This is a genomic window from Curtobacterium sp. SL109, assembly GCF_026672405.1.
Lineage (GTDB): Bacteria > Actinomycetota > Actinomycetes > Actinomycetales > Microbacteriaceae > Curtobacterium.
Map to the genome: position 1 here is coordinate 2,753,816 of NZ_JAPPRB010000002.1, position 26,658 is coordinate 2,780,473.

Annotated in this window: 21 protein-coding genes and 1 tRNA gene; 8 read left to right on the plus strand and 14 right to left on the minus strand. The window is 72.6% G+C overall.

Annotation, left to right across the window (positions count from 1 at the left end; genetic code table 11):
- Positions 1-89: 89 nt before the first annotated feature.
- From OVA28_RS14555 to OVA28_RS14565, 3 genes are read right to left on the minus strand one after another with little or no spacing between them, the layout of a single operon-like run.
- On the minus strand, positions 90-584 hold the full coding sequence (locus tag OVA28_RS14555; RefSeq protein WP_194660380.1) for a hypothetical protein: 495 nt from the start codon (positions 582-584) through the stop codon (positions 90-92).
- The gene (locus OVA28_RS14560) at positions 581-1,834 is read right to left on the minus strand and encodes an MraY family glycosyltransferase (RefSeq protein WP_194660379.1); all 1,254 of its coding nucleotides are present in this window, start codon (positions 1,832-1,834) and stop codon (positions 581-583) included. The genes OVA28_RS14555 and OVA28_RS14560 overlap by 4 nt, the downstream gene beginning before the upstream one ends.
- Positions 1,831-2,505 carry an L-threonylcarbamoyladenylate synthase gene (locus tag OVA28_RS14565; RefSeq protein WP_194660378.1) on the minus strand — a complete coding sequence of 225 codons (675 nt, stop codon included), beginning with the start codon at positions 2,503-2,505 and terminating at the stop codon, positions 1,831-1,833. Before OVA28_RS14565 ends, OVA28_RS14560 begins: the two co-directional genes overlap by 4 nt.
- A 38-nt stretch (positions 2,506-2,543) precedes the next feature.
- Here OVA28_RS14565 and OVA28_RS14570 point away from each other — a divergent pair, with 38 nt between their 5' ends.
- Positions 2,544-3,191 (plus strand): HAD family hydrolase, encoded by a 648-nt coding sequence (locus OVA28_RS14570; RefSeq protein WP_268097444.1) that lies wholly within the window; start codon positions 2,544-2,546, stop codon positions 3,189-3,191.
- Positions 3,192-3,262: 71 nt separating this feature from the next.
- Here OVA28_RS14570 and prmC read toward each other — a convergent pair whose 3' ends face one another.
- The 9 genes from prmC to argS all read right to left on the minus strand — a co-directional run bounded on the left by prmC (position 3,263) and on the right by argS (position 15,259).
- On the minus strand, positions 3,263-4,138 hold the full coding sequence (prmC, locus tag OVA28_RS14575; protein ID WP_442780826.1) for a peptide chain release factor N(5)-glutamine methyltransferase: 876 nt from the start codon (positions 4,136-4,138) through the stop codon (positions 3,263-3,265).
- Between the two features lie 12 nt (positions 4,139-4,150).
- A complete protein-coding gene (gene prfA, locus OVA28_RS14580; RefSeq protein ID WP_194660377.1) occupies positions 4,151-5,233 on the minus strand; it encodes a peptide chain release factor 1 in 1,083 nt (360 codons plus the stop codon).
- Positions 5,234-5,236: 3 nt separating this feature from the next.
- On the minus strand, positions 5,237-7,543 hold the full coding sequence (gene rho / locus OVA28_RS14585) for a transcription termination factor Rho (RefSeq protein ID WP_442780827.1): 2,307 nt from the start codon (positions 7,541-7,543) through the stop codon (positions 5,237-5,239).
- Positions 7,544-7,737: 194 nt separating this feature from the next.
- Positions 7,738-8,682, minus strand: a complete 945-nt coding sequence (gene thrB, locus OVA28_RS14590) for a homoserine kinase (RefSeq protein WP_268098223.1) — start codon at positions 8,680-8,682, stop codon at positions 7,738-7,740.
- A gap of 44 nt (positions 8,683-8,726) precedes the next feature.
- Complete coding sequence (gene thrC, locus OVA28_RS14595) at positions 8,727-9,806, minus strand: threonine synthase (protein WP_194660375.1); 1,080 nt, start codon at positions 9,804-9,806, stop codon at positions 8,727-8,729.
- 109 nt (positions 9,807-9,915) lie between these two features.
- Positions 9,916-11,223, minus strand: coding sequence for a homoserine dehydrogenase (locus OVA28_RS14600; RefSeq protein WP_267424444.1), 1,308 nt, complete (start codon positions 11,221-11,223; stop codon positions 9,916-9,918).
- A 29-nt stretch (positions 11,224-11,252) separates the two neighbouring features.
- Positions 11,253-12,695: a diaminopimelate decarboxylase gene (gene lysA / locus OVA28_RS14605; RefSeq protein ID WP_268097447.1), complete on the minus strand. Its 1,443-nt coding sequence runs from the start codon at positions 12,693-12,695 to the stop codon at positions 11,253-11,255.
- Between the two features lie 67 nt (positions 12,696-12,762).
- A complete protein-coding gene (locus OVA28_RS14610) occupies positions 12,763-13,524 on the minus strand; it encodes an LmeA family phospholipid-binding protein (protein ID WP_268097448.1) in 762 nt (253 codons plus the stop codon).
- Positions 13,525-13,594: 70 nt separating this feature from the next.
- Positions 13,595-15,259: an arginine--tRNA ligase gene (gene argS, locus OVA28_RS14615; RefSeq protein ID WP_268097449.1), complete on the minus strand. Its 1,665-nt coding sequence runs from the start codon at positions 15,257-15,259 to the stop codon at positions 13,595-13,597.
- A 41-nt stretch (positions 15,260-15,300) separates the two neighbouring features.
- On the opposite strand from argS, the gene OVA28_RS14620 reads away from it, so the two are divergent.
- The 5 genes from OVA28_RS14620 to OVA28_RS14640 all read left to right on the plus strand — a co-directional run bounded on the left by OVA28_RS14620 (position 15,301) and on the right by OVA28_RS14640 (position 22,750).
- A complete protein-coding gene (locus OVA28_RS14620; RefSeq protein WP_268097450.1) occupies positions 15,301-15,906 on the plus strand; it encodes a hypothetical protein in 606 nt (201 codons plus the stop codon).
- Positions 15,907-16,123: 217 nt separating this feature from the next.
- A tRNA-Arg gene (locus OVA28_RS14625) sits at positions 16,124-16,195 on the plus strand.
- Positions 16,196-16,263: 68 nt separating this feature from the next.
- Positions 16,264-17,310 (plus strand): Gfo/Idh/MocA family protein, encoded by a 1,047-nt coding sequence (locus OVA28_RS14630; protein ID WP_268097451.1) that lies wholly within the window; start codon positions 16,264-16,266, stop codon positions 17,308-17,310.
- 44 nt (positions 17,311-17,354) lie between these two features.
- A complete protein-coding gene (locus OVA28_RS14635) occupies positions 17,355-21,389 on the plus strand; it encodes a Pls/PosA family non-ribosomal peptide synthetase (RefSeq protein WP_268097452.1) in 4,035 nt (1,344 codons plus the stop codon).
- 17 nt (positions 21,390-21,406) lie between these two features.
- Positions 21,407-22,750 (plus strand): M1 family metallopeptidase, encoded by a 1,344-nt coding sequence (locus tag OVA28_RS14640; protein WP_268097453.1) that lies wholly within the window; start codon positions 21,407-21,409, stop codon positions 22,748-22,750.
- On the opposite strand, the gene OVA28_RS14645 is transcribed toward OVA28_RS14640, so the two are convergent.
- Both OVA28_RS14645 and OVA28_RS14650 read right to left on the minus strand, forming a co-directional pair.
- Positions 22,747-23,325, minus strand: coding sequence for a 4'-phosphopantetheinyl transferase family protein (locus OVA28_RS14645; protein WP_268097454.1), 579 nt, complete (start codon positions 23,323-23,325; stop codon positions 22,747-22,749). The genes OVA28_RS14640 and OVA28_RS14645 overlap by 4 nt on opposite strands.
- A gap of 109 nt (positions 23,326-23,434) precedes the next feature.
- Positions 23,435-23,638, minus strand: coding sequence for a hypothetical protein (locus OVA28_RS14650; RefSeq protein WP_071274881.1), 204 nt, complete (start codon positions 23,636-23,638; stop codon positions 23,435-23,437).
- A 217-nt stretch (positions 23,639-23,855) separates the two neighbouring features.
- Here OVA28_RS14650 and OVA28_RS14655 point away from each other — a divergent pair, with 217 nt between their 5' ends.
- Entirely contained in the window at positions 23,856-25,859 is a 2,004-nt protein-coding gene (locus tag OVA28_RS14655) for a TPM domain-containing protein (protein WP_268097455.1), read from the plus strand.
- Between the two features lie 65 nt (positions 25,860-25,924).
- Positions 25,925-26,650, plus strand: a complete 726-nt coding sequence (locus OVA28_RS14660; protein ID WP_194660364.1) for a PspA/IM30 family protein — start codon at positions 25,925-25,927, stop codon at positions 26,648-26,650.
- The last annotated feature ends 8 nt before the right edge of the window (positions 26,651-26,658 follow it).

Consider the following 26,658-nt stretch of genomic DNA (forward strand, 5'->3'; position numbering starts at 1 on the left):
GTGGACTGTGTGGAGGCTCGTCCCGCCCGAGCAGTGCTCCGGACGCGGACGTGTCAAACCCTATCAGGTGCGCGGACCTTCCCGGGCTCTCAGACCCGCGGGCCGTCGCTCCCAGGCTCCGCGGAGGCGGACGACGAGCCGTCCCCCGGCAGCGGCACGTCGATCGGTACGCGGCCCTTGGCGATGACGGTGACGTCGATCACGAGGGACCCGACCACGCCGACGATGATGGCCACGGCGAGCACGGGCGTGTCGACCCAGTCACGGTCCTTGAGCAGGACGAGCACGACGATGAAGAGCACGAACTTCACGAGGAACATCCCCATGATCGTGCCGAAGAAGGCACCGGAGATCATCTGTCCGCCGGAGAACCGGATCGCCAGCAGGACGCTGACGGCGGTCAGCCCGCAGAACACGACGCTCATCACGGCGCCGATGAGCCCACCGGCGAGCCCCGGTCCCCCGGCGACGAGGAAGCCGACCAGTCCCCCGACGACGGCCAGCGCGCCGGCGAGCAGCGCTCCCTGCACGAGGATCCGCCGGAACAGCGGGGTGATGTGGTCGAGGCCGTTCGGCGTGGTCACGAGGGGTCTCCAGAGGGGGAAGGGGTCGGGCGGTCGCGGACGGCTGCGGCGCGGTCCAGGGGGTCCAGGCTGGCGTCGACGACGCTGCCGGCGACCCGTGCGGTCCTCGCAGCGGTCTGTGCGGCGATCTCGGTCCGTTTCCGGCCGAGCGGTGCGAACGTCGCGATGGCGCAGATGGTGAACCCGACCGACACGAAGACGACGACCCACCACCACTCCACGAACAGGAACAGCAGACAGCCGACCGCGACGGTGGCCGTCCAGGCGTAGAAGATCAGCACGGCGTGGAAGTGCGAGTGGCCCATGTCGAGCAGCCGGTGGTGCAGGTGCTTCCGGTCGGCGGAGAACGGGGACTTGCCCGCGCTGAGCCGTCGTGACACCGCGAGCCCGAAGTCGAGCATCGGCACGATGAGGATCGCGAACGGCAGCAGGATCGGGATGAACGCGGGCAGCAGGTCGGTACGGGAGCGGACGGCGGCCGGGTCGATGTTGCCGGTGATGGACACCGCGCTCGTGGCCATCAGGAAGCCGACCAGCAGTGCGCCCGCGTCGCCCATGAAGAGCTTGGCGGGGTGCCAGTTCAGGACGAGGAAGCCGCAGCAGGCCCCCACGAGGACCGCGGTGAGCAGCGACGGCAGGTTGAAGAAGAACTCCGTCTGCACGACGACGCGGTTGATGAAGAACGTGTAGAGGAAGAACACCCCGCCGGCGATGATCGCGACACCGGCGACGAGGCCGTCCAGCCCGTCGATGAAGTTCACCGCGTTCATCACCAGCACGACCGCCAGCACGGTGAAGATCAGGCTCATGTAGGACGACCCGACGCCGAGCGTGTTGCCGATCGGCAGCGACACGATCGCCACGCCCTGCCACGCCAGGATGCCCGCGGCGATGATCTGCCCCGCGAGCTTCGTCATCCAGTCGAGGTCCCAGATGTCGTCGGCCACGCCGAGCACCACGATGATCGTGGCGCCCGCCAACACGGCGAGGACGCGCTGCGGTTCCGCGAAGACGAGCCGGAAGAAGTCGATGCCCTGGATCTCGGGGAAGACGAACCACGCGCAGAGCAGCGAGACGACGACGCCGAGGAACATCGCGATGCCGCCGAGCCGTGGCACCGGCGTGCGGTGCACGTCACGTTCGCGGACCTGGGGGTACCACTTGTACTTCACGCCGAGCTTCCACAGCAGGAAGCTGACGACGAAGCTCACGAGGGCCGAGATGGCCCCCGCGAGCAGGTAGTACTTCACGTCCTGAGGTCGTCCCCGACGACCCGTTCGATCTCGGCGTCCGAGATCACGCCGTGGCGCACGATGCGCAGGCCGTCGCCGGTGGCGAGCCCGGTGGCGTCGACGATCGTCGACCCGGTCGACGCCGCGAAGCCGTCGTGCGGCGCCAGCGACCCACCGTCGAGGTAGACGGCGACGCTGTCGCCGAGCATCGCCTCGGCCGCGTCGACGTCCATCGCGGCCGGGTCCCCGGTCGAGTTCGCGGAGGAGACCGCGAGCGGGCCGACCTCCTGCAGGAGTTCGAGCGCGATCCGCGAGTCCGGCATCCGGAGCGCCACGGTCCCCCGGGTCTCGCCGAGGTCCCAGTCGAGGGACGGCTGCGCGCCGAGGATGACGGTGAGGCCGCCTGGCCAGAACTCGTCGACGAGGTCGCGGACCTGCTGCGGGACCTCGCGTGCGAGCGCGTCCAGCGTCGCCGGGCCGGGGATGAGCACGGGCGGCGGCGACTGGCGCGTGCGGCCCTTGGCGTCGAGCAACCGCTGCACGGCGGTCGCGTCGAAGGCGTCCGCGGCGATGCCGTAGACGGTGTCGGTGGGGAGCACGACGAGTTCGCCCCGTCCGAGTGCGGCACGTGCGAGCCGCATCCCGGTCAGGAGCCCGTCGGGGTCGGTGCAGTCGTATCGGGATGCCATGACTCGCACGATGATAGTGCGACAGAATAGGCGGCATCGTGAACGAGACCCCAGCGCCCCGCCTCCTGTTCCTCTTCGACATGGACGACGTCCTGGTCCGCTACGACTGGGAGACCCGCATGGCGGGCCTCACCGAGCTCACCGGGCACGACCTGGTGGAGCTGCGGCGACGCTGGTGGGTGTCCGGCCAGGAGCAGCGCGCCGAGGCCGGGCACTTCCCGGACGGCGACACGTACCTCGCCGCGTTCCAGGAGGCCATGGGCTGCGAGGTGCCGGAGTCGGAGTGGGCGCGGGTCCGCGGTTCCGCGATGACCGAGCTGCCGGAGCGCATCGAGGCCGTCCGCATCGCCGCCGAGCACGGGCGTGTCGCCCTGCTGACGAACAACGGTCCGCTGGCCGGTCGGTGGATCCACGAGTGGGCGCCGTCCCTGCCGCCGCTGTTCGGCGAGCACCTCGACACCACGAGCAACTTCGGCGCGAGGAAGCCGGAACCCGAGGTCTTCCTCCGAGCGCTCGACCACCACGGCGCCGCCGCGTCGGACACCTTCTTCGCCGACGACATGCCCGAGAACGTCGCGGGCGCCAGGAGCGTCGGCATCCACGCGGTCCTGGTCGAGCACGACACCGACCTGCGGGACGCCGTCCGCGCGTTCGTCGCGTCCCGCACTGGCGCCAGCGTGGTCTGACCCAGCGTCGTCTGACCCGCGCCGTCTGACCCAGCGCCGAGACCCGGACTGGAGGCGCGGCTGAGCCCCGCCTAGCGCGTCGCGGTGGTCGTGCGGTCGCGTCCGGTCAGGTCCTGGTGCGTCTCCGGGGACCGGAACCCCCGGCGCGCCAGGACCTCGCGCACGGCGGCGCCCTGCGGTTCGGCGTGCTCGACGACGAGCAGGCCGCCCGGCACGAGCAACCGCCACGCGGTCTCGGCGAGGGCACGGACCGCGTCGAGGCCGTCCGGCCCGCCGTACAGCGCGAGGGCCGGGTCGTGGTCGCGGACCTCGGGGTCGACGGGGACGGCGTCGTCCGGCACGTAGGGCGGGTTCGACACCACCACCGACACGGTGCCGTCGAGTTCCGGGAACGCGTCGGCGAGGTCGCCCTCGACGAGACGGACCGTCCCGCCGTACGTCGCCACGTTGCGCCGGGTCCACGGGAGCGCCTCCGGCGACCGCTCGACGGCGTACACGAGGGCGTTCGGCACCTCGGTGTCCATGGCGATCGCGATCGCGCCACTGCCCGTGCCGAGGTCGACCGCGATCGGCTCGGGCACGGCCGCGGCACGGAGCGCGTCGATGCCGAACTGGACGACGCCCTCGGTCTCCGGACGGGGCACGAAGACACCGGGCCCGACGGCCAGGGTCAGCGCCCGGAAGTGCGCCTCACCGGTGATGTGCTGGAGCGGCAGCCGGGTGGCGCGTCGGGCGACAGCGTGTCGGAAGCGGTCGACGTGCTCCCCCGCGATCGTCCCGCCGGTCATGGCACGGGCCTGCACCGCGCCGCGCGACGTGTCGGTCGCCCAGGCGAGCAGGAGCTCGGCGTCCACCCGCGGGGTCGGGACGCCGTGCGCGACGAACGCGGCGGTCGCCTCGTCGAGGAGGCGATCCGCCGCGTACGTGACGGGCGTGTCGGCGGTGATCAGGGCCTCCTGTCAGGCGCCCTGGTCGCCCACGGCGGCCAGCCGGGCCTCTTCGTCCGCGCGGATGGCGGACTCGATGACCGGCTCGAGCGCACCGTTCATGACGCGGTCGAGGTCGTAGGCCTTGTACCCGGTGCGGTGGTCCGCGATCCGGTTCTCCGGGAAGTTGTACGTGCGGATGCGCTCCGACCGGTCCATCCCGCGGATCTGCGACCGACGAGCGTCGGACGCGAGGGCGTCGATCTCCTCCTGCCGCTTCGCGAGGATGCGGGCACGCAGGACGCGCATCCCCGCCTCTCGGTTCTGCAGCTGCGACTTCTCGTTCTGCATCGCCACCGTGATGCCCGTGGGCAGGTGGGTGATGCGGACCGCGGAGTCGGTCGTGTTCACCGACTGACCGCCGGGACCGGAGGACCGGTACACGTCGATCTTGAGGTCGTTCTGGTTGATCTCGACCTCTTCGGGCTCGTCGACCTCGGGGAAGACCAGCACGCCGGTCGTCGAGGTGTGGATGCGCCCCTGCGACTCGGTCGCCGGCACCCGCTGGACACGGTGCACGCCGCCCTCGTACTTGAGGTGTGCCCAGACGCCCTGCGCGGGGTCCGAGGAGGTCGACTTGATCGCGACCTGGACGTCCTTGTAGCCGCCGAGGTCGGACTCGGTGCGCTCGAGGAGCTCCGTCTTCCAGCCCTTGGACTCCGCGTAGTGGGAGTACATGCGCAGGAGGTCGGCGGCGAACAGCGCCGACTCCTCGCCGCCCTCACCGCCCTTGATCTCCATGATGACGTCGCGGCCGTCGTCCGGGTCGCGCGGGATCAGGAGACGACGGAGCCGTTCCTGGCGCTCCGCGAGCTGCTCCTCGAGCCCGGGGACCTCTTCCGCGAAGGCCTCGTCCTCACGGGCGAGCTCCCGGGCGGCGGCGAGGTCCTCCCCCGCCGCCGTCCAGGCCTCGTAGGCAGACCGGATCCGGTTCAGCTCGGCGTACCGCCGGTTGACCTTCTTCGCTCGGGCCGCGTCGGCGTGGAGCGCGGGGTCCGACAACTGCTGTGTCAGGTCCTCGTGTTCCGCCAGCAGCCCGGCCACCGACTCGAACACCGGTTACTCCTGGTGGCCGAGGTGACCGTTCCCGGTCGCCGGGACGGACTTCTGGACCTGGACCAGGAACTCGACGTTCGACTGCGTCTCCTTGAGGTTCCGCAGCACGATCTCCAGGGCCTGCTGCGGGTCGAGCCCGGCGAGGGCGCGACGCAGCCGCCACGTGATCGTGACCTCGTCCGCGGAGAGCAGCTGCTCCTCGCGACGGGTGCCGGACGCGTTGACGTCCACGGCCGGGAAGATCCGCTTGTCCGCCAGGTGGCGGTTGAGGCGGAGCTCCATGTTGCCGGTGCCCTTGAACTCCTCGAAGATCACCTCGTCCATCTTCGACCCGGTCTCGACGAGCGCCGTGGCGAGGATGGTCAGCGAGCCGCCGTTCTCGATGTTGCGGGCAGCGCCGAAGAAGCGCTTGGCCGGGTAGAGCGCGGCGGCGTCGACGCCACCGGACAGCACGCGGCCGGAGGGCGGGGTCACCTGGTTGTAGGCGCGCCCCAGGCGGGTGATCGAGTCGAGCAGCACGACGACGTCGTGACCCAGCTCGACGAGGCGCTTCGCACGCTCGATGGCGAGCTCGGCGACCGTGGTGTGGTCCTCGGCGGGACGGTCGAAGGTCGAGGCGATGACCTCGCCCTTCACCGTGCGCTGCATGTCGGTGACCTCTTCGGGCCGCTCGTCGACCAGGACGACCATGAGGTGCGCCTCGGGGTTGTTCTTCGAGACCGCGTTCGCGATGGCCTGCAGCACGACGGTCTTGCCGGCCTTGGGCGGCGAGACGATCAGGCCGCGCTGGCCCTTGCCGATCGGCGACACCAGGTCGATGATCCGCGTCGACAGCTTCGCCGGCTCGGTCTCGAGACGCAGGCGCTCGTTCGGGTACAGCGGGGTGAGGTCCTGGAAGTCGACGCGGCTCGCGGCCTCGTCGGCGGTCTGGCCGTTGATCGTGTCGATCTTGACCAGGGCGTTGTACTTCTGGCGGCTCTGCTGCTCGTTGTCGCGCGGCTGCTTGATCGCACCGACGACGGCGTCGCCCTTGCGCAGGTGGTACTTCTTCACCTGGCCGAGGGAGACGTAGACGTCGCTCGGGCCCGGGAGGTACCCGGTCGTGCGCACGAACGCGTAGTTGTCGAGGACGTCGAGGATGCCCGCGACCGGGATCAGGACGTCGTCCTCGGTGATCTCCGGCTCGAACTCGTCGTTCTGACCGCCACGGCCGCGCTTGCGGTCCCGCTGACGACGGCTGCGGCCGTTCTCGGCCTCCTCGTCGCGACGCTGCTGGTCGTCACGCTGCTGCTGCGCCTGGCTCTGGCCGTTCTGGGCCTGCTGGCCGTTCTGCTTCTGCTGCGCCGGCTGCTGGGCCTGCTTCTGCTGGCCGTTCTGGCCCTGCTTCTGCTGGTCCTGCTTGGCGTCGGCCTGCTTCGGCTCGGTCTGCTTGTCGTCGGCCTGCCGGTCGTCCGCCTGCTTCTGGTCGGCGCGGGCCTGCTGGCCGTTCTGCCGACCGCTCTGCTGACGCCCCTGCTCGGCGTCCTGCTGGTCACCGTTCTGCTGGTCACCGTTCTGACCGCGGCCACGACCGCGACCACGGCTGCGACGGCCACGGCGCGAACCGCCCTCGCCGTCACCGTTCTGGTCGTCGTCCTGACCCTGCTGCGCGGAGTCGGAGCCCTGCTCGTCGGTGGCGGCGCTCTGCGGCTGGTCGGCACTGCGCGGCTGGTCGGCGCTCTGGGGCTGCGCGGCCGACTGCGGCTGCTCGGCGTCCTGCGGCTGCTCGGCCTTCTGGCCGCGGCGACGACGCTGGCCGCCGGACTGCTGGCCACCGGACTGCTGGCCGTTCGTCTGGGCGGCTTCCTCGGCGTCCTTCTCGGCGCGCACCTGGTCGAGGCCGGCGAGGAGGTCCTCGGTGCCGGTCTGGCCGTGGTTGGTGTGCTCGGCGGCCGTCGTCGGCGCGGTGGTCACGGTGCCGCCCGAGGTGGCGCGGCGCGAGCGACGGGCGCGGGAGGGTGCTGCCTGGAGCGTCGGTGCGACGTCGGCGCTGTCGGTCACCTCGGACCCGGCGTCGTGGTGGGTGGGCGTCTCCGGCTGGAGCTCGGCCGAGACCACTGCGGCGTCGGCGCCGGTCGTGGTCGCGGCCGGGGTGGCGGCGGGGGCCTCGGGCTGGCCCTCGGGGCGCTTGTCCTCGATCGAGGCGATCAGGTCGCCCTTGCGGAGCTTCGAGAGCCCCGTGATGCCGAGGGCGGAGGCGATGCGCTGCAGCTCGGGGAGGCGCAGGGCACGCAGGTCGCTGGGGATCTCCACCGAGGCGGAGTTGTTCACGTTGGTCAAGTTGTTCGTTCCTTCCGAACCGCAGAGCGCGGAGAGTTTCCACCGACTTCCCACGCGATGCGCTGGCGCTGGTGTGCGCTGGCACGGGTGTGCGACGGCCGCCGTTCAGACGACGGACCGGGAAGCGGTGATCTGAGGGAGATCACACCTGCGGACCGGGAGCTCGTGCTGGCTGTTGAGCCGCGCTAGGAGCGTCCGACGTGGTCCACCGGGTGCGCGTTCACTGTAGCACCACCGAGATCGACGGCCAGCATGAGGGGCCGCCAGGACGATTCGGCGTGTCGTTCCAGCAGTGCGGCGGCCGTCAACCGCTGTGCCGGGTCGGACCCGAGCACGAGCAGACTCGGCCCCGCGCCGGACACCACGGCCGCGAGCCCGTGCTGCCGCAGCAGCCGGATCAGGGCGTCCGTCTCGGGCATCGCGCTCGCCCGGTACGTCTGGTGGAGCCGGTCCTCGGTGGCCGCGAGGAGCAGTTCGGGGCTCTGGATGAGCGCGGCGACGAGGAGGGCTGAGCGCGACACGTTGAACGCGGCGTCGGCGTGCGGGACGCTCTCGGGCTGCAGGGACCGTGCGAGCTTCGTGGAGAGCGTCGACGTCGGCACGAAGACCACGGGCGCGACGCCGCGGTGCACGAGCAGACGCTTGTACGCCGGGCCGTCCGCCGTCATCCACGCGATGGTGAGCCCGCCGAAGAGTGCGGGGGCGACGTTGTCCGGGTGCCCCTCCATCTCCGTGGCGAGGGTGAGGAGCGTCGAGGCGTCGAGGTCGACGATGCCCTCGAGCAGGCCTCGGGCCGCCATCAGCCCGGCGACGATCGCCGCGGCCGACGACCCCAGCCCCCGGCCGTGCGGGATGGCGTTCACCGCACGGAGCTCGAGCCCGGGCTGCTCGACGCCCGCGTGCTCGAGGCCACGACGGACGGCACGCACGACCAGGTTGGCGTCGTCGGTCGGCACCTCACCAGCGCCGACGCCCTCCACCGTCACGGTCGAACCGGGCTCCTGACGGACGCGGACGTCGACCTCGTCGTAGAGGGAGAGCGCGAGACCGAGCGAGTCGAAGCCCGGTCCGAGGTTGGCGGACGTCGCCGGGACGCGCACCCGGACCGCCCGTCCGGCCGGTACAGCGATGCGGGCAGTGGTGCCCTCCCCCGGCTCGGACGAGCGGTCGAGGGTCACCGGGCGCCGGCCAGTCCGAGGACCTCGGCGATGGCCCGGGTGTCGACGGGGACGCTCGTCGGCGTCACGTCGCCGCCGTCCTCGGTCTTGAGGGCCCACTGCGGGTCCTTCAGGCCGTGGCCGGTGACCGTGATGACGACCGTCGCGCCCTTGCGGATCTCCCCGGCGTCGGCGCGCTCCAGGAGTCCGGCGACACCGATGGCCGAGGCGGGCTCGACGAACACGCCGACCTCGGCGGAGAGGATGCGGTGCGCGGCGAGGATGCCGGCGTCGCTGATGGCGCCGAAGTAGCCGTCCGTCTCCTCTCGCGCTTCGAGCGCGTACTTCCACGACGCCGGGTTGCCGATGCGGATGGCGGAGGCGATGGTCTCCGGGTGCGGGACGACGGCCCCGCCCACGATCGGTGCGGCACCGGCGGCCTGGAACCCGAACATGCGCGGGAGCTTGGTGGAGCGCCCGGCAGCGACGTCCTCGCGGTAGCCGCGGGAGTACGCGGTGTAGTTGCCCGCGTTGCCGACGGGCAGGAAGTGGAAGTCCGGCGCGTCGCCGAGGACGTCCACGACCTCGAACGCAGCGGTCTTCTGGCCCTCGATGCGGTCGTTGTTGACCGAGTTGACCAGGTGCACCGGGTAGTTCGCGGCGAGGTCGCGGGCGATGTCGAGGCAGTCGTCGAAGTTGCCCTGGACCTGCAGCAGCTGGGCGTCGTGGGCGACGGCCTGGCTGAGCTTGCCCATGGCGATCTTGCCCTCGGGCACGAGCACGGCGGCGGTGATGCCCGCGTGCGTGGCGTACGCGGCGGCCGAGGCGCTCGTGTTGCCGGTCGACGCACAGATGACCGCCTTCGCCCCGTGCTCGACGGCCTTCGAGATCGCCATCGTCATGCCGCGGTCCTTGAACGACCCGGTCGGGTTCATGCCCTCGAACTTGACGTACACGTCCGCGCCGGTGCGCTCGGAGAGGCGTCGTGCCGGGATGAGCGGCGTGCCGCCCTCGCCCAGCGTGACGATGGGCGTCGCCTCGGTCACGTCGAGTCGGTCGGCGTACTCGCGCAGGACTCCCTGCCACTGGTGGGCCATCAGGGTTCTCTCTCTGTCTGGTGCTTCGGGGCGGGTGGGATCTGGGCCGGCGGACCGGGTGTTCGCGGTGCCGACGCGGGGCTGCGTCGACAGGTCGTGGGGCGGGCGGTCAGGCGCCGACGACGCGGAGGACGCTCGCGACCTCGGCCACGACGTCCTCACCGCGGAGGGCGACGACCGTGTCGGCGAGGTCGGACTCGCGGGCTTCGTGAGTGCCGATGACGAGCGTCGCCGTGCCGCCGTCGCCGTGGGCGCTCGACTGTTCGACGGTCTCGACGCTGACGCCGTGCGCGGCGAGGACCCCGGCCACGGTCGACAGCACGCCGGGGGCGTCCGTCACGTGCAGCGTGATCTGGTAGCTCGTGCGGACGGCCCCGATCGGGAACACCGGCAGGGCGGACTGGGTCGACTCGGCGACGCCGGGGCCACCGATGACGTGCCGACGGGCTGCGGAGACGAGGTCGCCGAGCACGGCGGACGCGGTCTCGACGCCGCCGGCTCCGGCACCGTAGAACATCAGGTCGCCGGCGGCCTCGGCCTCGACGAACACGGCGTTCTTCGCCCCGTGCACGCTGGCGAGCGGGTGCGTGTCCGGCACGAGGGCCGGGTAGACCCGAGCGCTGACGCCCTCGACGCCGTTCTCGTCCGTCAGGCGTTCACACGTGGCGAGGATCTTGACGACGTAGCCGGCCTTGCGGGCGGCACGGACCTGCTCGATGGTGACGGAGGTGATGCCCTCTCGGTGCACGGCGACGAGCGGCACCGAGGTGTGGAACGCGAGCGAGGCCAGGATCGCGGCCTTCTGGGCGGCGTCGTAGCCCTCGATGTCGGCGGTCGGGTCGGCCTCGGCGTACCCGAGCTCGGTGGCCGTCGCCAGGGCGTCCTCGAACGTGGCGCCTTCCCGGTCCATCAGGTCGAGGATGAAGTTCGTGGTGCCGTTGACGATGCCCATGATCCGGACGATGCGGTCGCCGGCGAGGGAGTCGTGCAGCGGTCGGATGATCGGGATCGCCCCGGCCACCGCGGCCTCGTAGTAGAGCTGTGCGCCGACCTGCTCCGCCGCGGCGAAGAGCTCGGGGCCGTGCGTGGCGAGGAGCGCCTTGTTGCCGGTGACGACGTCGGCGCCGGACAGCAGCGCCTGGAGCACGAGGGTGCGCGCGGGCTCGATGCCGCCGATCAGCTCGACCACGATGTCCGCGCCGAGGATGAGCGACTCGGCGTCCGTCGTGAAGAGCTCGCGCGGCAGGTCGACGTCCCGCTGGGCGTCGAGGTCACGGACGGCGATCCCGACGAGCTCGAGGCCAGCGCCGGCGCGGGACGCGAGTTCGTCGCCGTGCTCGAGCAGGAGCCTGGCGACCTGGGACCCGACCGAGCCGGCCCCCAGCAGCGCGACGCGGACGTTGCGGTATTCGATCATGTGGTGCGTGTCTCCGGGATCTCGGGGGTTCACCGCGCGGCACCGGCTGCGGCCACGGGCGACACCCCGGTGTCGCGAGCGAGCAGGTCGTCGACCGTCTCGCCCCGGACGAGGATACGGGCAGTGCCGTCGGCGACCGCGACGACCGGCGGGAGCCCGACGTGGTTGTAGTTGCTCGCGAGGCTCCAGCAGTAGGCGCCGGTGGCCGCGACGGCGAGCAGGTCGCCGCGCTGGACGTCGCCCGGCAGGTACTCGTCCTGCACGACGACGTCACCGCTCTCGCAGTGCTTGCCGACGACGCGCGTCAGCACGGCGGGCTCGTCCGACGTGCGGGCCAGCCGCGCCGTGTACTCGGCACCGTAGAGCGCCGGGCGGATGTTGTCGCTCATGCCGCCGTCGACGGAGACGTACGTGCGGGTCGCGGTGCCGCCCCCGCCGGGCAGGCCGCTGGAGCCGTCGAGCTCGAGGGCGACCGGCTTGATCGTGCCGACGCGGTAGAGCGTGATGCCGGGCGGGCCGACGATGTAGCGCCCGGGCTCCACGGCGATCTCCGGGACGGGGATGTCGCGCTCCGCGCAGGCCTCGGCGACGATGGCGGCGAGGGCGTCGGCGACGTCCTCGGGTTCGAAGGCGGAGTCGCCCTCGGTGTAGTCGATGCCCCAGCCGCCGCCCAGGTTCAGCTCGGGGACCGGGCCGGAGGCGACGAGGGTCGCGTGCACGTCCATCAGTCGCCGGGCAGCTTCACGGAAGCCGGACTCGTCGAAGATCTGTGAACCGATGTGCGAGTGCAGCCCGACGAACGCCAGCGAGGGGTCCGCACGGACGGCCTCGGCTGCCCGGACGGCCTCGTTCAGCGGGATCCCGAACTTCTGGTCCTCACGCGCCGTGGCCAGGTACTCGTGCGTCGACGCGTGCACCCCGCTGTTGATCCGGATGCGCACGCGCTGCACCGTGCCGGCGTCGGCGGCGGCACGAGCGACACGACCGATCTCCTCGTGCGAGTCGAGCACGATCGTGCCGAGCCCGATCTCGACCGCACGGGCGATCTCGGCGTCGGACTTGTCGTTGCCGTGGAAGCCCATCAGGGCGGGGTCAGCGCCGCCGGCCAGGGCCACTGCCATCTCACCGGCGGTGCAGACGTCGAGCCGCAGGTCGGCTTCCGCCATCCACGCGGCGACCTGCGTCGTGAAGAAGGCCTTGGCGGCGTAGTAGACGTGCGCGCGGCTGCCGATGCGCTCGAAGGCCTCGGTGAAGGCGTTGCGCACGCGGACGGCACGGGACTGCACGTCCCGCTCGTCGACGACGTACAGCGGCGTGCCGAACTGCTCGACCAGGTCGGCGGCGGTGACGCCGCCGACGACCAGCGAGCCGTCGTCGGTGCGGGTGGCGGAGGCCGGCCAGATGCGGGCCGTCAGCGCCGAGGCGTCGGACGGGTACCGCAGCCGCGGCGGGGCAAGGGGGTTCTCGCTCACGCGACCGATCCTACCGAGCCGCACCGGGCCTCCCGGCTCGTGTGACGCGACCTGTGCAGAACCCGCGTCAGCAGCGTCCGGTGGTCTGCAGGCCGCGCTCGCTCAGCGGGAGCTCGTCGGCGACGATCCGCACCGTCGCCTGCTGCTTCGTGACGTCGAGCGACCGCACGCGGAGGTCCTGGGGCAGGAACCGCGCCGTGCAGACCGGGACCGGCGTGTTGGTGACGCCGGGGATCGCTCCGACGTCGAGGTCGAGCGACGAGTTCGTGATCCGCACGGTCTTCGGGGTGATCGTGATGCCGCGGCCGTCGTCCTGCGCGACGACCGACCCGCGTGCCAGGTACGAGATCTGGTAGCCGAGCACCGCGGTCGTGCCGGAGAGCTGCACGCCGCCGTCCACCAGGGACATCCGGTCGAACAGCGGGCTGTACTTCGCCAGGTCCTTGATGCTCGACGAGGCCAGGGTGACCGTGCCGTCGACGTCGTGCACCGCACCGGTGCCGTCGAGCGGGACGTCGTGCACCGTGACGTCGGCCGCCAGCGGGATGCCGTCGACGGTGATCCGCTTCGAGTGGATGTCGACGTCGTCGAGGGACCCGCCGAGGAGCTGCGGGATGATGACGCCCTTCGCGTGCGCATCGACCGAGCCCGTGGTGCCGTCCGGCAGCGACTGCTCGACCTGCTGCGCGACCTGCCGGTCGACGACGCCGCGCAGGACGAACTCGGCGACCACCACGAGCACGGCGAGCACCACCAGGACGCTGACCAGGACGATCGCCGTGGTGCGGCCGCGGTGGCGCTGCTTCGGGGCGGGGGTGGTTGCGGACATGCGTCCCACCCTGCCAGGGCCCACCGTCAGACCGCCGGGAGGACCGGTGCCGGCCCGGCGGGCCGGCGCGCTACATGCGCTCGGGCGCGCTCACCCCGAGGAGTCCGAGGCCGTTGCGCACGACCTGCCCGGTCGCGTCGTTGAGCCAGAGGCGCGTGCGGTGCAGGTCCGTCACGGGCTCGTCACCGAGGGGCGTGACGCGGCAGGCGTCGTACCAGCGGTGGTAGAGCCCCGCGAGCTGCTCGATGAACCGTGCGATCCGGTGCGGCTCGCGCAGCTCGGCGGCACGGCGGACGACGCTCGGGTACTCCGCCAGCGCGCCGAGGAGTGCGCTCTCGGCCTCGTGGGTGAGCAGCGAGGCGTCGAACACGGAGCGGTCGACCCCGGAGGCGGCGGCGTTCCGCGCGACGGACTGCGTGCGGGCGTGGGCGTACTGCACGTAGAACACGGGGTTGTCGTTCGTGCGCTTGGTCAGCAGGTCGAGGTCGATGTCGATCGCGGTGTCGCTGGCGAACCGGACGAGGGCGTAACGGCCGGCGTCGACCCCGACCGCGTCGACGAGGTCCTCCATCGTCACGATCGTGCCGTTGCGCTTGGACATGCGCATCGGCTCACCGTCCTTGAGCAGGTTGACCATCTGGCCGATGAGGATCTCGAGGTTCGTGCCCGGCTCGTCACCGAAGGCGGCGCACATCGCCATCATCCGGCCGACGTAGCCGTGGTGGTCGGCGCCGAGCATGATCAGGTTGCGTTCGAACCCGCGCTCGCGCTTGTCGAGGTAGTACGCCAGGTCGCCGGCGATATAGGCGGGCTCCCCGTCGGACTTGATGACGACGCGGTCGCGGTCGTCGCCGAAGTCGGTCGTGCGGAGCCACTCGGCGCCCTCGGCCTCGTACATGTGGCCGTTCTCACGGAGCCGTTCGATGGCGCGCTCGACGGCCTTGGACTCGTGCAGCGCGTTCTCGTGGAAGTAGACGTCGAAGTCGACGCCGAACTCGTGCAGCGACTGCTTGATGTCCGCGAACATGAAGTCGACGCCCTCGCGACGGAACAGCTCCTGGGCCTCGTCCCGCGGCAGGTCGTGCACGTCGCCGTCGAAGGTCGCGAGCACGCGGGCCGCGATCTCCGGGATGTACGCGCCGCCGTAGCCGTCCTCGGGCGTGGGCTCGCCGAGCGCCGAGGCGACGAGCGACCGGGCGAAGCGGTCGATCTGGCTGCCGTGGTCGTTGAAGTAGTACTCGCGGGTGACGAGACCGCCCTGCGCCTGGAACACGCGGGCCAGGCTGTCGCCGACCGCTGCCCAGCGGACGCCGCCCATGTGGATCGGTCCCGTGGGGTTGGCGGACACGAACTCCAGGTCGATGCGCACGCCGTCGTACAGGTCGCCGCGCCCGAAGGCCTCGCCGGACTCGACGATCGTGCGGGCGACCTCGCCAGCGGCGGCGGCCTCGAGCGTGATGTTGATGAAGCCCGGGCCGGCGATGTCGACGGAGTCCACGCCGTCGAGCTCGGTCAGCTCGCCGGCGATCTCCGTCGCGAGCTCGCGCGGGTTCGTGCCGAGGCGCTTCGCGAGCTGCATGGCCGCGTTCGACGCCCAGTCACCGTGGGCGCGGTTCTTCGGGCGCTCGAGGGCGACGTGCGACTGCTCGACGGTCACGGTGTCCGCAGCCCCTCGTCGCTCGACGATCCCGGTCAGGATCGACAGGTACGCGGCGGAGAGTTCAGCAGGAGTCACGGCAGACGAGTCTACCGGGCGGCATGCAGCATCATGGCCGCATGACCTCCCGCCGATCCGCACGGGCCATCGTCGTCGCCGCACTCGCCGTCCCGGCCGCCCTGGTGCTCGCCGCCTGCACCGGTGGCGGCAGCGACTCCCCCACGCGGTCGCCCGGCGCGACGTCGACCACCGGCACGATCGGCACGCCCGTCACGCAGCGCTGCGCGGAACTGCTCCCCGAGTCCGCCCTGGCGGTCTACGGCAAGCGCTTCGAGCTCGACACCGACGCCGAACCGGCAGCACGGTCCGCCGCCGCGACCATCGACCGGCAACGCGGTCGGGTGTGCGTGTTCCGGCAGGTCGGGGACCGTTCCGTCACCGTCACGCTCGCCGTCGCCCACCTGCCCGAGAAGTCGCTCACCACGCTCAAGGACGCCCTGTTCGAGCGCGGCGGCTCGGTGCCGACCTACACGGTGGAGGGGTACTTCGCGCTGCGGGACGGCGTCGGACGTGCCGATGCCTTCCCGGACCCGTACTGGATCACCACGTCCTCGTCCCTGTTCACCGAACCCGGGTCCGCCCAGCCCGTGCTCGACGCCGCACGCCGGGCAGTCGCGCCGACGTCGTCCGCGTCCCCGAGCTCCAGCGCGACCCCCGCGGGCTGACACCTGCCACCTCTCCGGCGGGCTGGCTCCCTCTTGCCGGACGGGTCGCCCGTTCCCGTTCTCGGAGATGACGGATCTGGTTCGCGATCCCCGACGATCGCTGACCAGATCCGTCAACGTGCTCGACGGGAACCGACCTCCGTCGGGCCGGGCACCGCGCACCCGGCCAGCGGTGCAGGCCGCCCGCTCGGACCTGCTACGGTTGTTGTCACCCAGGGCCCCCATAGCTCAGGGGATAGAGCACTGCCCTCCGGAGGCAGGGGCGGAGGTTCGAATCCTCCTGGGGGCACAGTGACCTTCCCGCGTGGCGCCGTCTTCGACGAGCGTTCCGTCATGCCGGGGCGGTAGCGTCGGCGGATGATGTTCCTCTTTCCTCAGCCGGAAGTGGCGGCGCTGCGCGGCGGGACGGTGCTCCGGTGGGGCGTCATCGGGCCTGGGCAGATCGCCGACGACTTCACGGGCACCCTGCACGCCAACTCCGACCAGCGCGTCGTCGCGGTCGGCTCGCGCTCCGCCGACCGGGCAGCAGCCTTCGCCGCACGCCACGGCATCGACACCGCGCACGCCTCGTACGAGGCCCTCGTCGCCGACCCCGCCGTGCAGGTCGTCTACGTCGCCTCACCGCACCCGCAGCACCTCGAGCACGCCCTGCTCGCGATCGCCGCCGGCAAGCACGTCCTCGTCGAGAAGCCGATGACCACCTCCGAGGCCGACACCAGGAAGCTCGCGACCGCCGCCCGGGCCGCCGGCGTCCTCGCGATGGAGGCCATGTGGACCCGCTACCTGCCCGGCACCACGGTCATCGCGCGGCTCCTCGCCGACGGCGCCCTCGGGACCGTCCACCTGGTGTCCGTCGACGTCGGCTGGCCGCACGACCCCGACCCCACCGACCGGATGTTCGACCCGGCGCAGGGCGGCGGCGCGCTGCTCGACGCCGGCGTCTACGCGCACTGGTTCGCCCGGTTCGCCGTCGGCGCCCCGGTGACCAGCCGCACGACGGGAGCGGTCTCGGACGGTGGGGTGGACCTCCAGTCCGTCACCGTGTCGACGGCCACCGGCGGCGCGCAGGCCGTCGCGACCACGTCGATGACGGCGTGGACCCCCGGCCTGGCCACCATCGCCGGCAGCACCGCGACGATCCGGTACACCGACCACTTCGTGTTCCCGGCCTCGTTCGCGCTGCACCACGGGGCGGACGCCGAGCACTGGCAGGAGCCGACCGGGCTGCAGGGCCGACAGGGACTCGTGTGGCAGGCGGCGGCGCTCGCCCAGTACGTCGCGGAGGGGCGCACGGAGTCCCCCGTGCACGACCTCGACGTGTCGATCGGGATCGCCGCCTCGCTCGACGCGGCACGCGCGGCGCTCGACACCGCTGTTCCCGAGCAGGACACCTCGGCCCTCTAGGATCACGGGCCGGTCGTCCTGCACGCGACCGGGAAGAGGACTCGATGACCACCGCCACCGGGAACCCGCAGTCGGAACTGGCCCGCGGGGACGCCGCTCCCCCAGCCCGGACGCTCCTCGACGTCCTCACCGCCACCGCCGCGATGCACCCCGACGCGCTCGCGCTCGAGGACCCGGACGGCGCCCTCGACTACCGCTCGCTGCTCGCCGAGGTGCACCGGCAGGCCGACGACCTCGCCCGCCGCGGCGTCCGTCGGGGCGACCGCGTCGGCGTCCGCATCCCGTCCGGCGGCCGTGACCTGTACCTGTCGGTCCTCGCGGTGCTGGCGGCGGGTGCGGCGTACGTCCCCGTGGACGCCGACGACCCCGAGGAGCGGGCGACGCTGGTGTTCGGCGAAGCCGCGGTCGTGGGCGTGATCGGCGCCGGCGGCGTGCTGCGGCCCGCCGCCGACACAGCAGCCGACGCCGACGCCGACGGCGTGCTGCGGCCCGCCGCCGACACAGAAGCCGACGCCGACGCCGGCACCGCCGACGCGGACGCGGACGCGGACGCTCCGCCGTCGCCGGTCGTCGACCCCGCGGCGAGCGCCGACCTCCCGACGCAGGACGACGACGCGTGGGTGATCTTCACGTCCGGGTCCACCGGGGTGCCGAAGGGCGTCGCGGTGACGCACCGGTCGGCGGCGGCGTTCGTGGACGCCGAGGCGCGGATGTTCCTGCAGGGGGCGCCGATCGGTCCCGGTGACCGGGTGCTGGCGGGGTTGAGCGTCGCGTTCGACGCGTCGTGCGAGGAGATGTGGCTGGCGTGGGGGCACGGTGCGTGTCTGGTGCCGGCACCCCGGTCGCTGGTGCGGACGGGCGTGGACCTGGGTCCGTGGTTGATCGTGCGTGGGATCACGGTGGTCTCGACGGTCCCGACGCTGGCGGCGCTGTGGCCGGACGACGCGCTGGAGCAGGTGCGGTTGGTGATCTTCGGGGGCGAGGCGTGCCCGCCGGAGCTCGCGGCGCGGATCGCGAGTCGGGACCGGGAGGTCTGGAACACCTACGGGCCGACGGAGGCGACCGTGGTGGCCTGCGGGGCCCTCCTCGACGGCAGTGCTCCGGTGCGGATCGGGTTGCCGCTCGACGGGTGGGACCTGGCGGTCGTGGACGCCGCGGGGCAGCGGGTCGCGCCGGGTGAGGTCGGGGAGCTGGTCATCGGCGGTGTGGGGCTGGGGCGGTACCTGGACCCGGAGAAGGACGCCGTGAAGTACGCCCCGTTCCCGGAGCTCGGGTGGGCGCGGGCCTACCGGAGCGGGGACCTGGTGCGGTACGACCCCGAGGGGCTGGTGTTCCAGGGGCGTGCGGACGACCAGGTGAAGCTCGGGGGTCGGCGGATCGAGCTCGGGGAGATCGACGCGGCGCTGCAGGCACTCGACGGGGTGGCCGGTGGGGCGGCCGTGGTGCAGCGGACGCCGGCGGGGAACCAGGTGCTGGTGGGCTACGTGGCCCCGGTCGCCGGCGGCTCGGTCGACGTCCAGGCGGCGAACGCGCGGCTGCGTGAGGAGCTGCCGGCGGCGCTCGTGCCCCTGCTCGCCGTCGTGGACGAGCTGCCGACGCGGACGTCGGGCAAGGTCGACCGGGCGGCGCTGCCGTGGCCGCTGGCTGCCGCGGACGGCGGGGCCGCGCTGCCGCCGACGGTGGCGTGGATCGCGGAGCGGTGGGCGGCGATCCTGGGCGTGCCGGTCGCGAGCCCTGATGACGACTTCTTCGCGCACGGCGGTGGGTCCCTGACGGCGGCGCAGCTGGTGTCGGCGATCCGTGAGCGGTACCCGACGACGACGGTCGCTGACGTGTACGACCACCCGAGGATCGGGGCGCTCGCGGACGCCCTGGACGCGTCGGGACCGGTGGCCGCGGCGGAGCGGGACGTGCAGCCGACCCCGCGGGCGACCGGGCTGGCGATGACGCTGCTCGGGCTCCCCGTGCAGCTGCTCCGGGGCCTGCGGGTGCTGACGTGGACGGCGCTCGTCGCGGGGGTCCTGCACGCGACGACGCTGCCGTTCCTGCCGGTGCTGCCCGTGCCGGCGCTCGTGCTGGCCCTGCTGGTGTTCGTCACCCCGGTGGGGAAGATGGCGCTGACGGTGCTGCTCGTGCGGCTGGTGCTCGTCGGTGTCCGTCCCGGTGACCACCCCCGTGGTGGCTCGGTGCACGTGCGGGTGTGGTTGGCGGAGCGGATCGCGGAGGCGGTGGACGGCCCCTCGACGGCTGGTGCCCCGTGGATCAGCTACTACGCCAGGGCGCTCGGCGCGACGATCGGCCGTGACGTGGACCTGCACACGCTGCCCCCGGTGACGGGGTTCCTGACGATCGGCAAGCAGGCGTCGATCGAGCCGGAGGTCGACCTGGCCGGGCACTGGGTCGACGGTGACGTCTTCCGCCTGGGTCGGGTGCAGGTGGGTGCGGACGCCGTGGTGCACAGCCGGTCGACGCTCCTGCCGGGTGCCGTGGTCGGCGACGGCGCGGAGGTCGAGGCCGGTTCCGCCGTCACCGGTGTCGTGGTCCCCGGCGAGCGCTGGGCGGGGTCACCGGCGGAGCGCGTCGGGTCGGCTCGGCATGGCCGGGAGGCTCGTCCCCCGTCCCGTCGACGTTGGCTCGTCGCGTACGGGGCCGGGTCCGTCGCCGTGGCCGGGCTGCCCGTCCTGGGCGTCGCGGCCGGGCTGGCCGTGGTCGTCGTGCTGGTGGGGCGGGCGCCGACGCTCGGCGGTGCGCTGGCACGGGCCCTGGTGTCCGTGCCGGTCGCCACCCTGGTCGCCGGGCTCGTGTACGCGGGGCTCGTCGTCGCCGTGGTCCGGCTGCTCGGCATCGGGCTCGACGAGGGTCGGCACCCGGTGCGCTCCCGCATCGGCTGGCAGGCGTGGTGCACCGAGCGGGTGCTCGACGCGGCCAGGACGCTGCTGTTCCCGCTGTACGCCAGCCTGGTGACGCCGCTGTGGCTGCGGCTGCTCGGGGCGCGGGTCGGGCGGAACACGGAGATCTCCACGGTGCTGCTGCTGCCGTCGCTGACGCAGATCGCGTCGGGGGCGTTCCTGGCGGACGACACGATGGTCGCGACGTACGAGCTCGGTGGCGGACGCATGACCATCGGTCGGTCGAAGATCGGGCGTCGGGCGTTCCTCGGCAACAGCGGGATGACGGGTGCCGGGCGGTCGGTGCCGCGTGAGGCCCTGGTCGCGGTGCTCTCCGCCGTGCCGAGGAAGGCCAAGCGCGGGTCGTCGTGGCTCGGGTCGCCCCCGGTGCGGCTGCGGCGGGCGGCGACGATCTTCGACGAGGAGCGCACCTTCCGGCCCCCGCGTCGGCTGCGGGTGGCCCGCGGCTGCTGGGAGCTGCTGCGTCTGGTCGCCCCGATGGTGTCCGGCGCGATCGCCCTCGGCGTCGGGGGGACCCTGCTGGCGCTGTGGTCGTCGGTCGGGCTCGGCTGGACGGTGCTCCTCGCGGCGGTGGTCCTCGTCGTCGCCGGTGCGGTGGCCGCGGTGGTGTCGACGGTGGCGAAGTGGGTGTTCGTCGGGCGCATCACCGCCAGGGAGCACCCGCTGTGGTCGTCGTTCGTCTGGCGGAACGAGGTGCAGGACACGTTCGTGGAGACCGTCGCACGACCGTGGTTCGCCGAGCAGGCCGTCGCCACCCCGGCGCTGGCCGCCTGGCTGCGGAGCCTCGGGGCGCGGATCGGCCGCGGGGTCTGGTGCGAGACGTACTGGCTGCCCGAGGCCGACCTGGTCAGCATCGGCGACGGCGCGACGATCGCCCGCGGGACCGTCGTGCAGACGCACCTGTTCCACGACCGGGTGATGCAGCTCGACCAGGTCCGGCTCGGACGTGGCGGCACCCTCGGCCCGCACAGCGTGATCCTGCCGGCGGCCGGCATCGGCGCGGGTGCGACCGTGGCCCCGGCGTCCCTGGTGATGCGTGGTGAGCAGGTCCCGGGCGGCACCCGGTGGGCCGGCAACCCGATCGCCCCGTGGGTCGTGCCCGAGGACGGCGTCTCCCGGACAGCGGAACCGGTCGCCGCCGGGTCGGTGCCGCACCCCGTGACAGACTGACCGGCACCGTGAAGCCGATGAACCCCGCACCGACCGAGCACGCCGACGCCGACCCGTACACCCCGCACGACGGCGACCGACGGTGGCGGGCGTCGCACTACGAGCTCCGCCTCGACTACCGGGTGTCGACGAACCGGCTCGAGGCCGAGGCCACGATCACCGCCACCGCCGTCACCGCCCTCGACAAGGTCGTGCTCGACCTGCACGGTCTCGGTGTGGACCGGGTCGACGTCGACGGGCAGCGGGCCCGCAAGGCGTCGACGGGCGTGCACAAGCTGACGGTCACCCCGGCGACGCCCATCGCCGCGGGTGACCCGTTCACGATGCACGTCCGGTACAAGGGCGCCCCGCGACCGCTCCGCAGCCCGTGGGGCCAGATCGGCTGGGAGGAACTCACCGACGGCGTCATCGTCGCGTCACAGCCCACCGGCGCCCCGTCCTGGTTCCCGTGCAACGACCGCCCGGACGACAAGGCCACCTACCGCTTCGAGATCACCTGCGAGTCCGGCTACGACGTCGTCGCGAACGGGGAGCTGCTCGGCAGGGAGCGCGCCGGCCGCGGCACCCGGTGGACGTACGCCACGACCGACCCGATGGCGACGTACCTGGCGACCGTGCAGATCGGCCGCTACCGCACCCACACGCTCCGGGACGCCGGCGCCGGCGTCCCGGTCACCGTGCACCACCCCGCCGACCTCACCGCGGCCGCGAAGACGGACTTCAGCCAGGTGCCGGAGATGCTCGCGCTCTTCGCCGACCGCTTCGGCCCGTACCCGTTCCCCGCGTACGGCGTGGTCGTCACCGACGACGAACTCGAGATCCCCCTCGAGGCCCACGGGCTCGCCGTCTTCGGCCGCAACCACGTCGACGGCGAGCACGGCACCGACCGGCTCATCGCCCACGAGCTCGCGCACCAGTGGTTCGGCAACTCGGTGACCCTCGGGCGCTGGCGGGACATCTGGCTGCACGAGGGCTTCGCCTGCCACGCCGAGTGGCTCTGGTCCGAGCACCGCGGCGGCGACACGGCGGACGACCTGGCAGCGCGGGCACGGGCGGGCCTGCTCGACCAGCCCGAGGACCTCGTCGTCGCCGACCCCGGCCCGGCGGACCTGTTCGACGACCGGGTCTACAAGCGCGGGGCCCTGGCCCTGCACACCCTCCGGCGGACGGTCGGTGACGACGCCTTCTTCGCCGGGCTCCGCACCGTCACCGACCGGCACCGCCACGGCACGGTCACGCCCGAGGACGTCCACGACGCGTTCGCCGACGCGGCCGACCGCAGCGCGAGCGAGATCGCGGCCGTGCTGGCGCCGTGGATCGACGAGCCGGGCGTCCCGGAGCTGCCGACGCGCCAGCGCTAACGGTCGCGCTGGTCGTCGAGCACGATCCGCTCGGTGTCGGTCGCCACGGCCAGCACGAGGTCGTCGTCGAGGTGCAGCACCCGCACCCGGTGCACGGCGCCGTCGAGCACGGCGGTGCCCGCGTCGAGGTCGACGTCGACGGCCGCCGGGTCGACACGGAGCCCGCGGCCGTCCCGCTTCAGCACCGCCTCCTTCGCCGCCCAGCACGCCGCCAGTCGGACGGGGTCGGCCCCGTACCGCGCGTGCTCCCCCGGGGTGGACGCGTCGAGGGGCGCCGCGGCCACCCGGCTGACGCGCTCGACGTCGACGCCGAGACCGACGGGCCCCACCGCCAGGGCGAGCACCCCGGGCGTCCGGGACAGGCTCACCCCGACGGCGACACCGTGCACGGTCGCCCAGGGCTGGCCGTGCGTGTCGCTGCCGCAGTGCGCGCACCGGCGGCCGACGCCGGTGGACGCGGGGTCCGCGCCGGTGAGCTCCGCGGCGGACGCGAGGAGGGCCTCCCGGTCGGCTGCACGGGACCGCCCCTGGTGCGCGAGGCGCACCGTCACGGCCTGGAGGCTCCGCTCACCCATCCCCGCAGCGTACGTGGGCAGGTTGTCACCCGCGGACGCACACGGGGCGCCGCCATCGCTGGCGGCGCCCCGTGTGCGGCACGGTGCCTCGGGTGCACCGTGGCGTCGGTCAGGCGTGCGTGAGCGCGATCAGCGCCACGTTCATCGTGGAGTACTGGCCCTCGGACCGCGTGGCCTGACGGACACGTCCCCGCAGGACCTCGTACCGGCCGTTGTGCTCCCGCACGAAGCCGATCACGCCGCTCGCCGGTGTCGACACCCGGTGGAAGCCGTCCTCCAACGGGACGACCTCGGTGTTCATCGTTCGTTCCATCTGCAGACCCCTTTCGTCGTCGAAACGGTCACTTGCGCCGATGGTACCCCTCGTCGGGGGACAGATCCCGTCCCCCGACGCAGTCTGTCCACAGGCATGGTGGTTCTGGGGGAACGCGTGCGCTGCCTGGATACACTTCGGGCGACGGCGCTCCCTCCGCGGCACACCGGGCCTCCCGGGCCGCGGGCGCGGGCGCTGCCGGACGGACGGAGAACGGATGCGAGCGGTCCAGCGTGGATCGGACACCAGGCGGTCGAGCACGGACAGGGGGACGTCCGGGCGGTGGGCGGCGCGCGTCGCCGCTGCCCTCGTCGCGGCGTTCCTGGTCGTGGCACCGGCGACGGCAGCGCAGGCGACCGCACCGGTCGACCTCGGCGGCGCCTACGTCCTCGACGATGCCGACGCCCTGACCGGAGCCCAGCAGGCCTCAGTGGAACGCGCGGTCCGGGACCTGGCCGACCAGACCGACACGCAGCTCTACGTCGTGTTCGTGCCGGAGTTCACCGACCCGACCGACCACACCGCCTGGGGCGACGCGACCATGTCGCAGAACCAGATCGACTCCAACGGCATCCTGCTCTCCATCGCCACCCAGGCGCGCACGTACGACGTCCAGCAGACGAACGAGACCTCGATCTCCGCGTCGGACGTGCAGTCCGCGGTGAACGACGACCTCATCCCGAAGCTCCGGGACAACGACTGGGCCGGCGCGGCGACGGCGTTCGCCACCGGGCTCGGCGACAGCCAGGAGCCCGCGAACCTGACGGGGCTCTGGATCGCGCTGCTCGTCATCGTCGTCGCGATCGTCGTCGTGGTGCTGGTCATCCGCCGCCGGAACCTCCGCCGCCGGGCCGAGGCCACCCGGGCACAGGCGGCCTCCCTCGCCGACCTCGAACGCACCGCCGGTGGGGCACTCGTCACCATCGACGACGAGCTCCGCACCGCTGAACAAGAGGTCGGCTTCGCCACCGCCCAGTTCGGTGCCGAGGCGGCCGAACCGTTCGCCAAGGCCGTCGCCGCTGCCAAGAAGGACGTCCGCCGGGCGTTCACGTTCCAGCAGCAGCTCGACGACGAGATCCCCGACTCCCCGCAGCAGCGCGCCGAGTGGTCGAACCAGATCATCCAGATCTGCGAACAGGCGCACGCGTCCATCGAGCAGCAGACGGAGTCGTTCGACCAGCTCCGCTCGCTCGAGGACGGCGTCGAGGGTGCCGCTGCGGCCCTCGGCGACGCCGTCCGCGCGGCCCCGGCTGAGCTCGCTGCTGCCGCCACCGCCCTCGACCGTGTCCGTGCGGCGTACGGCGGCCGCACCCTGGCCTCGGTCGCCGATGCGGTGGACCAGGCCCACGAGGTCCTCACGTTCGCCACCGAGCGCTCCCAGGCCGCCGACGCCGCCATCGCGAGCGGTGACAGGGGCCAGGCCGTCGTCGCCGTCCGTGACGCCCAGCACGCCCTGGCCCAGGTCCAGCAGCTGACCGCCAGTGCCACCGGTGCCGAGGCCACCTTCCGCGAAGCGTCAGCCCGCGTCGACGCCATGCGCCTCGACATCCAGGGCGACGTCGCCGCGGCTCGGGCCATGCGCACGACCACCCCCGCGCTCGCCGCCGCGGTCGTCACCGCCGAGACCGTCCTCCGCGAACGGCTCGACCCGAAGGACCCGATCGCCGCGGTCGACTCGCTCACCCGCGCGAACACCGAGATCGACGCGGCCCTGGCCTCCGCCCGCACCGCGCAGGAGCAGCAGCAGCGCGCGCAGCAGGCCCTGAACGCCGCCCTGCGCGACGCCCGCACCCGCATCAGCCAGGCGCGCGAGTTCATCTCGCTGCGCCGTGGTGGTGTCGGCCCCACGGCACGGACGCGGCTGTCCGAAGCCGAACGCGCGCTCGACGACGCCGTGCAGCTCGCCACCCACGACCCACAGCAGGGACTGCAGGCTGCCCGGGCGGCGGAGCAGTACGCCGCTGCCGCGATGGACGAAGCCGGCAACGACATGGGCGGCTGGCCCGGCGCGGGCGGTGGCGGCAACGGCGCCCAGCTCGGCGGGCTCGTCACCGGCATCGTGCTCGGCGGGCTCCTCGGCGGCCGCGGCGGCAGCTACGGCGGCGGCTCGTTCGGCGGCGGGGGCTTCGGCGGGGGCGGAGGCGGCTTCGGCGGGGGCGGCGGCTTCGGCGGAGGTGGCGGCGGCGGGGGCGGCGGCTTCTCCGGCGGCGGCCGGTTCTGACCCGTCAGCGCCCACTCGACTCCCCCACGAACACCCAGCAGACCACCCCAGGAAAGGGAACAGCAATGGCAAAGCAGTCCATCTTCGGTCGCATCTCCGGACTCGTCCGGGCGAACGTCAACCAGCTCATCGACAACGCGGAAGACCCGCAGATGATGCTCGACCAGCTCGTGCGCGACTACACGAACAACATCGCCGACGCCAAGAGCGCCATCGCGCAGACGATCGGCAACCTCCGCCTGCTCGAGCAGGACAACGAGGAAGACATCCGCGCGGCACAGGAGTGGGGCCAGAAGGCCGCCAACGCGTCCGTCGCCGCCGACAAGTACCGAGCCGAGGGCAAGTCCGCCGACGCCGACAAGTTCGACAACCTCGCCAAGATCGCCATCGGCAAGCAGATCGCCGCCGAACAAGAGGTCAAGGACAACGCGTCGCCGCTCGCCACGCAGAACGAGCAGGTCGACAAGCTCAAGCAGGGCCTCGCCGGCATGGAGCAGAAGCTCGAGGAGCTCAAGGCCAAGCGCAACAGCCTGGTCGCGCGCGCCAAGACGGCCGAGGCCCAGTCGAAGGTCAACGACGCCGTCGGCAACATCGACGTCACCGACCCGACGAGCGACCTCGCACGCTTCGAGGAGAAGGTCCGCCGCGAAGAGGCCAAGGTGATCGGCCAGCAGGAACTCCAGGCATCGAGCCTCGACGCCCAGTTCGAGAGCCTCGAGGACGTCGGCCGCGACGCCGAGGTCGAGGCCCGTCTCGCCGCGCTGAAGTCGGGCGGCTCCTCGACGATCTAGTCGAGTCT